Consider the following 9,560-nt stretch of genomic DNA (forward strand, 5'->3'; position numbering starts at 1 on the left):
CCAGCCGCCGCGCGGCGGCAGCACACCGGCCCACGGGGGCCCGGTGACCGCGGCCGGGACGGCGGCCGTGGCCGCACGCTCGTCCACGGACTCCAGGAACTCCCCGGCGGAGACGGTCAGGTCGAGGGTGACGTCGAGCCCGTTCTCGTACGGCTTCGACAGCCGCACCGCACGCACCGCGAGCACCTCGAAGGACGGCGGCCGGCCGAACACGGCGAGCGCGGTCCCGGCGGCCTGGAGACGCACCGCGGCCCCACGGTCGTAGTGGAGCAGCCGGGAGAGGAAGGCGGCGAGGTCCGCCGCCTCCCGCTCGTCGGCGAGGTGCAGCACCGTCATGCGGCGACGGCCTCCTCCTCGGTGGAGGCGGCGTCGGCGTCGTCCGTGTACTCCCGGAGGAACTCCCGCTCCTCCTGGGTGATCCGGCGGGGCCGCTGGGCCTCGAAGTCGAACGGGACTATCACGGTGGACGCCCGTACGTAGACGAGATCGTCGTCCTTCACCTCGTAGGAGATGGTGAAGGACGCGGCCCTGATCTCGGTGACCCACAGCTCGATGTCGACCGGCGCGTGCCGGTGGACGAGCTGCCGCTTGTAGTCGATCTCGTGTCGCGCCACGACCGACCCCTGCTTGAAGTCCTTGTCCGGACGGAACAGGAAGTCGATACGGGCCTCCTCCAGATAGCGGAGGAACACCACGTTGTTGACGTGGCCGTACGCGTCCATGTCCGCCCAGCGCAGCGGGCAGCGGTAGATGTGGCGCAAGGTGAGATCAGCCCCGGGTCAGCTTCTTGTAGGTGGCACGGTGCGGACGGGCGGCGTCGGCACCGAGCCGCTCGATCTTGTTCTTCTCGTACGACTCGAAGTTGCCCTCGAACCAGAACCACTTGGACTCACCCTCGTACGCGAGGATGTGCGTGGCCACCCGGTCCAGGAACCAGCGGTCGTGGGAGACGACCACGGCCGCACCCGGGAACTCGAGCAGCGCGTTCTCCAGGGAGGACAGCGTCTCGACGTCGAGGTCGTTGGTGGGCTCGTCGAGGAGCAGCAGGTTGCCGCCCTGCTTGAGGGTCAGCGCCAGGTTGAGGCGGTTGCGCTCACCACCGGAGAGGACGCCGGCCGGCTTCTGCTGGTCCGGGCCCTTGAAGCCGAACGCGGAGACGTAGGCGCGGGACGGCATCTCGACCTGGCCGACGTTGATGTAGTCCAGCTCGTCGGAGACGACGGCCCACAGCGTCTTCTTGGGGTCGATGTTCGCGCGGCTCTGGTCGACGTACGAGATCTTGACGGTCTCGCCGACCTTGATGGAGCCGGAGTCCGGCGTCTCCAGGCCCTGGATCATCTTGAACAGGGTGGTCTTGCCGGCGCCGTTGGGGCCGATGACACCCACGATGCCGTTGCGCGGCAGCGTGAAGGACAGGTCGTCGATGAGGACCTTGTCGCCGAAGGCCTTGGAGAGGTTGTTGACCTCGACCACGATGCTGCCCAGACGCGGGCCCGGCGGGATCTGGATCTCCTCGAAGTCCAGCTTCCGCATCTTGTCGGCCTCGGCCGCCATCTCCTCGTAACGCGCGAGACGGGCCTTGGACTTGGCCTGACGCCCCTTGGCGTTGGACCGCACCCACTCCAGCTCTTCCTTGAGCCGCTTGGCGCGCTTGGCGTCCTTCTGGCCCTCGACCTTCAGACGGGTCTGCTTGGTCTCCAGGTATGTGGAGTAGTTGCCCTCGTAGGGGTACGCGCGGCCGCGGTCGAGCTCGAGGATCCACTCGGCGACGTTGTCCAGGAAGTACCGGTCGTGGGTGATCGCCACGACGGTGCCCGGGTACTTGGCCAGGTGCTGCTCCAGCCAGTTCACCGACTCGGCGTCGAGGTGGTTGGTGGGCTCGTCGAGGAGCAGCAGGTCGGGCTGCTCGAGGAGCAGCTTGCAGAGCGCGACGCGGCGCTTCTCGCCACCGGAGAGGGTGGTGACCGGCCAGTCGCCGGGCGGGCAGCCCAGCGCGTCCATGGCCTGCTCCAGCTGGGCGTCGAGGTCCCAGGCGTTGGAGTGGTCCAGCTCCTCCTGGAGCTTGCCCATCTCGTCGAGCAGCGCGTCGGAGTAGTCGGTCGCCATCAGCTCGGCGATCTCGTTGAACCGGTCGAGCTTGCCCTTGATCTCGGCGACGCCCTCCTGGACGTTCTCCAGGACCGTCTTCTCGTCGTTCAGCTTGGGCTCCTGCATCAGGATGCCCACGCTGTAACCGGGAGAGATGAAGGCGTCACCGTTCGACGGCTGCTGCAGCCCCGCCATGATCTGGAGGACGGTCGACTTACCCGCGCCGTTCGGTCCGACGACACCGATCTTCGCTCCCGGCAGGAAGTTCAGGGTGACGTCGTCGAGGATCACCTTGTCGCCGTGCGCTTTACGCGCCTTGCGCATGGTGTAGATGTACTCAGCCAAGAGAAACCGTCCGGCAGCTTGAAATCTGGCAGTGGGCAGATACACCCCATCTTGCCGTACGGCCAGGGGTGGGCGGAAACTCGTCAGGTCGGGGGGCTGTGACCTGGGGGTTCGCGGCTGATCGCGACGGCACACCCGTCGCCGTCGGCGAAGTGGGGCTCAGTCGAGCCCCTTCGCACCCGGAGCTGTACGGTGCGGCTCACACAAGAGGGGCGTCGGGCGACACCAGGGGGATCAAGTGAACACAGGCACTGTTCGTCCGCTCGGAGTGGACGGCGGCGCGCCGCGCAGCGTTCTCCGTCGGATCGGACGCCACCTCGGCGCCATGCATGTGAGTGGTGCGATCCTGCTGTTCAGTTACGTGATCCGCCGGCGTGGGCCCTCGACGTCTACGGCGCGGCACCGGCCGACGCCCCTTCGGCGGACGTAACCCTCGTCGTGATCTTCGCCGTGCTGCTGTCGCACTGCGTGGCCTTCCACGTGCTCGTACAGATCCCGTCCGGGCTCCTGGGCACAAGGCTGGGCCGCGACCGCGGTCGCCACGTCCCCTACCTTTCGGCCCTCGCGGTGGCGGCAGTCCTCACCGCATCGGTCCTTCTGGTGGCCCTGCGCGGTGAGCAGGACACCGCTGGACTCATGAGGCTGTGGGCCGACTTCATGGTCCGCGGCTCACTCGGACTGGCGGGGTACGTATGGCTGGCCCGGCAGCCCGCGCCGCCTGCGGCTGCCCGCTTCTGACCTGGAGCTTCGCCGCGCCTACAGCCACGCCCTGTGCCGGTCGGGGCGGGGCTGGACTCCCACCGCAACGGGCTCGCCGTTCCATCCGCCCCAGGACGCGGGCGGCCGCCACCTCGGACCGCCCCCGCACTACACGTGAATGAGAATCTGCCGCAACGGATGCCCAAGCGCCCCCGCGACGGCGGCCAGCTCCTCATCGGTCAACCACGACCGTTCGGGATCCACGGCCTCGATCCTGAACCGCGCGAAGCCCGTCGGCCAGTCGTACACCAGGTCGTTCAGCGAAGTCTCGACGCCGCAGCAGGGGACCGTAGCGACGAGCGTCCGGAAGCCCTCCTCGTAGCGGGCCGTGACGGCGTCGGCCCACCAGTTGGCTGTCAGCTCCGCACCGCAGTGCGGGCAGAGGATCCCGCCGAAACGGAAACCGCAGAAGACCACTTCGACGGTGTCGTGCCACTCGCCCTCCAGGCCACGGCGTGCCTCGCTGGGGATCATCCCGGACATCACGGCCGCGGCGCGCTCCCCCGCGTCCCGGCTGGGCTGCCAGTACGGGTCGGTCGGATCACCGTGAGGTAGTCGTCGCTCATCGGCCCGCCGTCTGACCGGCGCGGCGGGCGCGGAGGCGGTGGACGCCTTTCACGGCGTAGGCGGTGGTCATGAGCGCGAAACCGACGAGGCCGAGCCAGAACCACGATGCCGCCACCGCAATCCCCAGGAACAGGCCGCCGAGGGCCAGCAGGTTGCCGAGGGTGTCCAACAGGTCCAGGCGCGCTTTGGTACGCACCACGGGACCGGGCCCGCGCAATCGGTGGGCGATGGGGACAAGCCCCAGGACCTGCAAGGCGGCCAGCCCGAGAGCCATCCAGGCGAACCAGTCGGGTATCTCCACAGCGCGCACCGTAGCGCCCACCGGAACCCGATGGGACGAAGATGCGCCAGGGGCACCCAGAGTTCCGGAGGTGTTCAACCAGCCGACCAACCGACCGGAAAAGGTGACGTGAATTGTCACCTTTGACGTGCACGGTGGTGGCATGGAGAACGACATCACCGCCCAGGACACCGACCACCCCCGCCCCCTCACCCACCGCATCGCCCTCGTCGCCGGAGCCACCCGAGGCGCCGGCCGCGCACTCGCCGTAGAGCTGGGCCGCGCCGGAGCCACCGTGTACGTCACCGGCCGCACCACCCGCGACCGCGTCAGCGAGGTCGGCAGGGCCACGGAGACCATCGAGGAGACCGCGGAGCTGGTCGACGCGGCAGGCGGCACCGGAATCGCCGTGCCCACCGATCATCTGGAGGAGGACCAGGTACGCGCCCTCGTCGAGCGCATCGACCGCGAGCAGGGGCGGCTGGACATCCTCGTCAACGACCTCTGGGGCGGCGAGCACCTGCTCGTCGGCTCGGTGTTCGGGAAGAAGAGCTGGGAGACACCGCTCGCGGACGGCCTGCGCATCCTGGAGCTCGGGGTGCGGTCGCACGTGATCACCGCAGCGCTCGCGCTCCCGCTGCTGATCCGCTCGGACGCGCCACTGCTGGTGGAAGTCACCGACGGGACGGCGGAGTTCAACCGCCGCTACCGCGAGAACCTCTACTACGACCTCGCGAAGACCGCCCCGATCCGGATCGCCTTCGGCCTGGGCGAGGAGCTGGCGGAGTACGGGGGCGCGGCGGTCGCCGTGACGCCGGGTTTCCTGCGCTCGGAGCAGATGCTCGGCCACTTCGGCGTCACGGAGGCGAACTGGCGCGACGCCACCGCCCAGGAACCGGACTTCGCCATCGCCGAGTCCCCGTACTACCTCGCCCGCGCGGTCGCCGCGCTCGCCGCCGACCCGGACCGGGCGGCCCGCTGGAACCGGAAGTCCACCTCCAGCGCGGAACTCGCCAAGGTCTACGGCGTACATGACGTGGACGGCAGCCAACCGGACGCCTTGGCGTACTTCCAGGAGGTCCGGTTCGACGGGAAGCCCGGCACGCCGGACGACTACCGCTGATCCCCCGCCTCCGCGCCGGACAAGCCGTGCGGGCTGGGCAGGCCGGGCAGGTCCTACAGGCCGTACAGCTCGGCAAGCGCCCGCGCCCGCTCACGGAAGCGGGCGCGCAGGCCCGCCGGGGCCAGCACCTCCACCTCCGCGCCCAGCCCGGCCAGTTGATCGAAAGCCACCTCCTCCGACTCCACCGGCAGGTCGAGCGTGACGCGCCCGGCCTCGTCGGGCGCGGTCGCCGAACCCAGCGCCTCGCCGACCCCGGCCGCGTCCACCACGGCGGGCAGCCGACGCAGCCCCCGCTCCGTCAGACGCACGGTGACGGTCGTACGCAGCAGGGTCCGGGCGAACCCGGCGGCATGCGCCTGCCAGTGCACGGCCAGCTCGAAGGACGGGTCGCGGACGAAGGGTTCGTCGAGGCCGGGAGCGGGGGACAGCGCGGTCACGCGATCGACGCGGTACGTACGCCAGGCGCCGTCCCCGCCCTCCCCCGGGACACGGCCCACGACGTACCAGACCCCCGCCTTCAGAACGAGCCCGTACGGCTCCAGCAGACGGGTCACCGTGCGCGACGGCGCACCGTCCCGACCCGGCCGCGCGTACGCCAGCTCGACCGTACGGTCCGACCACACGGCCCGGGCCAGCTCCGGCAGCAGCTCCGGTACGGACGGTTCGCGGAACCACGCCGGGGCGTCCAGGTGGAACCGGCGCACCGACGACTCCGCCGCCTCCCGCAACGACGGCAACAGCGTCGCCGACAGCTTCAGCCGAGCCGCGTCCGCCGCCCCCGCCAGCCCGAGATCACGCAGCGCCGTGGGCAGACCGGACAGGAACAGCGTCTCCGCCTCGCTGGGATGCAGCGTGGTCAGCCGCGTCCGATGCCCCGGCGCCAGCCGATACCCGCCCGCCCGGCCCCGCTCGGACCGAATCGGAACCCCCGCGTCCTGCAACGCCTGGGCGTCCCGGATCACCGTCCGCTCGGAAACCTCCAGCTCCCGGGCGATATCGGCAGCGGTCACACCGGGACGCGACTGCACGAGCAGCGCCATACGGATCAGACGAGAGGCACGCATGCCTCCAGGATCCCGGACCCGACCCCTGGCCAGTGCCTCCGGTGGTGGCAGCAGACCGGGGAAGCCCTGGACGGCAAGTTCTTCCACGTCCGGGACGGGCTGATCGTCCGTGACCGTGGCATCCCCGCGATGGTCGAGGTCGTCGACCACCTCGTTCGAAGCGGTGAGTACGAGTCCGTCTTCCGCGATGTCGGCCGGGCGGAAGACGAAGACTGGGACGATTGAGCCGTGGGAGAGCCCGGGGCCGGGCTCATCCCGCTCCCGTCACTCCCCCGCCTGCGCCTCCCGCCCGCGCAGAAACACCAGCACCGCTCCGCCGATCACCACGAAACCGATCGCCGCTCCGGCGATCAGGGGGGTGATCGCCGAGCCGCCCGTGGCCGCGAGGTCGGTGCCGGGCGGGGTGTCGACGGGGAGTGCGACCGGGCTGGGGTCGCTCAGGGTCTGGGCGGACTTGGTAGTGATGATGCCCTGGGTCTTGCAGTCGAGGACACCGGTGAAGCGGCGGCTGAAGCCGTTCGGGCCGGTGACGGTGAAGTCGTAGCTCCGGTCCTCCTGGAGGGGGACGGAGACCGTGGTCGCGGTTCCGGCCGGGACCGTGTGCTCCTCGCCCATCAGCTCGAAGGTGAACGGCTGGTCGCCCTTGTCGGCGACGGTGACGTCCACGCCGCCCTCGGCGCAGTTCGTGCGGGCCGAGACCGCCGGTATCGCACCCACGGCGGCCCAGGTGGCGCTCGCGGTCGCGGAGACCGTGGACTCGCTGGAGCCCGCCAGGATCTGGGTCTGGCTGCGGGAGTCGGAGGCGAAGGCACGGCCCACCGGCACGGTGGTGGACGACTGGACGGTCAGCTGGGCGGAGCCGTCCGGTGCGTCCTTGGGGACCTCGAAGTACAGCCGGCTGCCGTCCTGCGCCGAGGTGACCGCCTTGCCGGTCTTGTCGATGATCCGCACTCCGGCGGCGGCCGCGTCCGAGGGCGGGGTCACCGTCACGGTGCCGCCGTTGGTGTGCACGGTCACCGGCCCGAGCAGACCCCCGGGGCGCCCGGAGACGGTGGGCGGGTCCAGGGTCAGGGAGGACTGCGGCTCGGCCGCGTTCCGCGCGCTCTTCTCCAGGTAGTCCGCGAGCTTCTCGGCGTTCGCGTTGACCGCGTCGGCCTTCGCGCCGTCCGAGTAGCGCCAGATGGCCACCTGGGTACCGGCCGCCGCGTCCTGCTCGGTCAGCCCGCTCGCCCCGGCCTTGCGGGCGAGGGCGGCGAGGTCGTTGACCTGGGGGTAGGAGTTCTGGAGGATCCAGCGGATGCGCCCGGCTTCCTTGTTGGTCCCCAGCGACGTGCCGCTCCAGGGCGTCTCCTGGTAACGCGCGTCCCGCTGGGTGGGGTTGTGCAGGTCGACGCAGTACGTCTGGAGGGTGCCGCCGCCGTCCACGGACATCTCGAACAGGCCCGCGGGTACCGTCAGATCGGTGCCGTCCTCGTGGATCACGGCTTCGCCGTATGTCTTGAGGCCGTTGATCGTGGCCGTCGCCCCGCTCTGAGGCTGCGGTGCCTCGTCGGCCAGGGCCGTACCGGCGCCGGACAGCACACCCATCGCCGCCAGGCCGGAGGCCAGGGCCACCGCGCCGATACGGGCGGGCACGACGGACCGGGTTATCCCAGAGAACGTACCAAGCACAGAATTCCCCTTCGAGCAGGACCCGTTGGACGTGGGGGAAGGTCCCACCAGCAGAAATCGGCTGCCCAGGAGGGCATGCCCGGCATCCTATGGATCAAGGCGGGCCGCACTCGCCGGGTCCGGTCGCCGGAGGCCGTTCGAGCCGCAATCGTTATCGCGCACACTGAGAACGAACCGGGCTTGTCGACAAATACACCGGTCGATAGGTGAAAGAACAGGCGCGTTCCACGTGTTCAGCGCGTTCGGCACCTATCCGTCGATAAGCCGCGATTCCGTTCCGGGCGACCTCGCGCACTCCCGCAGCAGCTGACGCATCATCAGCCCAACCGGACTGACATCACGTCACTCCCGCCGCCTCGACCGGACTTTGCTCCGCCTCCTCCCCCACCGCCTCGCCCGGCGGCGTCTCCCACTCCGGTTCCGGACGTGTCGCGCGAGGTGGCGCGTCCGGCCGGGCGGCGCGCCGGAACGCCGCCGTACCGCGCGCCAGATCATGGCCGATCGCCACCGCGTCGATGTCCGCCGACGCCCAGCCCTGCTGCCCCTCCCGTGTCTCCGAACGCACCTTCAACCTCCCCTGGACCACGACCGGTTGCCCCACCTCCACCGACGCGGCCACGTTGACCGCGAGCTGCCGGTTGGCCCACACCGTGAAGAAGTTGGTGTGTCCGTCCGTCCAGGCGCTCTTCTCCCGGTCCCAGTAGCGCGAGGTCACCGCGAGCCGGAACCGGGCCGACGGCCCCGCCGCCATGTCCCGGTACAGCGGCTGCGTCGCCACATTGCCCACCACGCACACCAAGGTCTCGTTCATCCCGAACCCCTCCTCACCCGGCGCCCGCGAACGCCGAGCCGTCCCCCGTACGGGCCCTTCCCGTACGGCCTGCGTGCGACCAGACTGCACCCGCTCCGCCGACCCCGCCGAGGACTGTGGACCGCCTCCCGGCCTGTGGAAAACCCCGCCACCCGAGTGGGTGACGGGGCTTCCCGACGACGAGCGGGCGGCGGGCCGGAACACTCACCCCGCCCCCGCCCGCACCACCTTTCCGTACTGCTCCCGCACCTCCCGGTACCGCAACAGCTCCGCCGCCACCGGGTCCAGCACCCGAGCCCGTCCGCAGCTCGCCGCCGCCTCCCGCAGCCGCCGCTCCGCGCCCTGGCCGTAGCGCCGCGCCGGCCCTCGCGCCGCCAGCCGGCAGCCCCACTCGACCAACGGCCCGCCGACGATCCCGCACAGCATCAGCAGCACCGGAAACCACAGGTTGGGCGCCAGAACCCCGGCGATCTGCCCCGCGAGCCACAGCCCGCCCACCACCTGGAGCAACGTCATCGCCGCCTGCACGAGGACGGCCACCGGCCACCAGCCGGGCCGGGGCGGGCGCCCCGACGGGAGTCCGGCCCCGGCCGCGAGCTCGTCCAGCGACTCCGACAGCCCCTGCGACCCCCGTACGGCCGCCTCGCGCACCGCCTGCGCCCAGGGCGCGGGCAGCCCGGCCGAGGCGCGGTCGGACACCGTACGGACCGCCTGTTCGACGCGCTGGCGGGCCGTGGCCTCCGTGTCGGCGGGCGTACGCACCGCCAGCTTGCCGGTGGGCGGACCGCCCCGGTCGTGGTACCAGCGCCACAATCGCAGCCAGGGCGTACCGCAGGCGCGGTTGGCGTTGCG

General features: G+C 70.8%; 9 protein-coding genes and 2 pseudogenes. 2 read left to right on the top strand and 9 right to left on the bottom strand.

The features are described 5' to 3' along the window. The 3 genes and pseudogenes from GTW40_RS18710 to ettA all read right to left on the bottom strand — a co-directional run. A pseudogene (locus GTW40_RS18710) lies at positions 1-336 on the bottom strand (hypothetical protein); the annotation flags it as partial. Further along, positions 333-761: a thioesterase family protein gene (locus GTW40_RS18715; RefSeq protein ID WP_161181346.1), complete on the bottom strand. Its 429-nt coding sequence runs from the start codon at positions 759-761 to the stop codon at positions 333-335. The gene GTW40_RS18715 and the pseudogene GTW40_RS18710, both read right to left, overlap by 4 nt. 7 nt (positions 762-768) lie before the next feature. Then, positions 769-2,433 carry an energy-dependent translational throttle protein EttA gene (gene ettA, locus GTW40_RS18720; RefSeq protein WP_161181347.1) on the bottom strand — a complete coding sequence of 555 codons (1,665 nt, stop codon included), beginning with the start codon at positions 2,431-2,433 and terminating at the stop codon, positions 769-771. A 438-nt stretch (positions 2,434-2,871) separates the two neighbouring features. Between ettA and GTW40_RS18725 the strand changes: the two genes are divergently transcribed. After that, a complete protein-coding gene (locus GTW40_RS18725; protein ID WP_343245738.1) occupies positions 2,872-3,171 on the top strand; it encodes a hypothetical protein in 300 nt (99 codons plus the stop codon). Positions 3,172-3,300: 129 nt separating this feature from the next. Here the strand turns inward: GTW40_RS18725 and GTW40_RS18730 are convergent, their stop codons facing one another. Beyond that, entirely contained in the window at positions 3,301-3,666 is a 366-nt protein-coding gene (locus GTW40_RS18730) for a hypothetical protein (RefSeq protein ID WP_161181348.1), read from the bottom strand. Between the two features lie 88 nt (positions 3,667-3,754). Beyond that, complete coding sequence (locus GTW40_RS18735) at positions 3,755-4,060, bottom strand: hypothetical protein (RefSeq protein WP_161181349.1); 306 nt, start codon at positions 4,058-4,060, stop codon at positions 3,755-3,757. A gap of 142 nt (positions 4,061-4,202) precedes the next feature. Here GTW40_RS18735 and GTW40_RS18740 point away from each other — a divergent pair, with 142 nt between their 5' ends. Continuing rightward, positions 4,203-5,162 (top strand): SDR family oxidoreductase, encoded by a 960-nt coding sequence (locus GTW40_RS18740; RefSeq protein ID WP_161181350.1) that lies wholly within the window; start codon positions 4,203-4,205, stop codon positions 5,160-5,162. 53 nt (positions 5,163-5,215) lie between these two features. Here GTW40_RS18740 and GTW40_RS18745 read toward each other — a convergent pair whose 3' ends face one another. From GTW40_RS18745 to GTW40_RS18760, 4 genes and pseudogenes are all read right to left on the bottom strand, one after another. Then, positions 5,216-6,226 carry a WYL domain-containing protein gene (locus tag GTW40_RS18745; RefSeq protein ID WP_161181351.1) on the bottom strand — a complete coding sequence of 337 codons (1,011 nt, stop codon included), beginning with the start codon at positions 6,224-6,226 and terminating at the stop codon, positions 5,216-5,218. 264 nt (positions 6,227-6,490) lie between these two features. Beyond that, a complete protein-coding gene (locus GTW40_RS18750) occupies positions 6,491-7,813 on the bottom strand; it encodes a Cys-Gln thioester bond-forming surface protein (RefSeq protein WP_161181354.1) in 1,323 nt (440 codons plus the stop codon). 421 nt (positions 7,814-8,234) lie between these two features. After that, positions 8,235-8,708, bottom strand: a complete 474-nt coding sequence (locus tag GTW40_RS18755; RefSeq protein ID WP_161181352.1) for a single-stranded DNA-binding protein — start codon at positions 8,706-8,708, stop codon at positions 8,235-8,237. Between the two features lie 204 nt (positions 8,709-8,912). Beyond that, positions 8,913-9,560: pseudogene (locus GTW40_RS18760) on the bottom strand (ATP-binding protein); the annotation flags it as partial.

Origin of the sequence: Streptomyces sp. SID4985, assembly GCF_009863025.1 — a bacterium.
Taxonomy (GTDB): Bacteria; Actinomycetota; Actinomycetes; order Streptomycetales; family Streptomycetaceae; genus Streptomyces.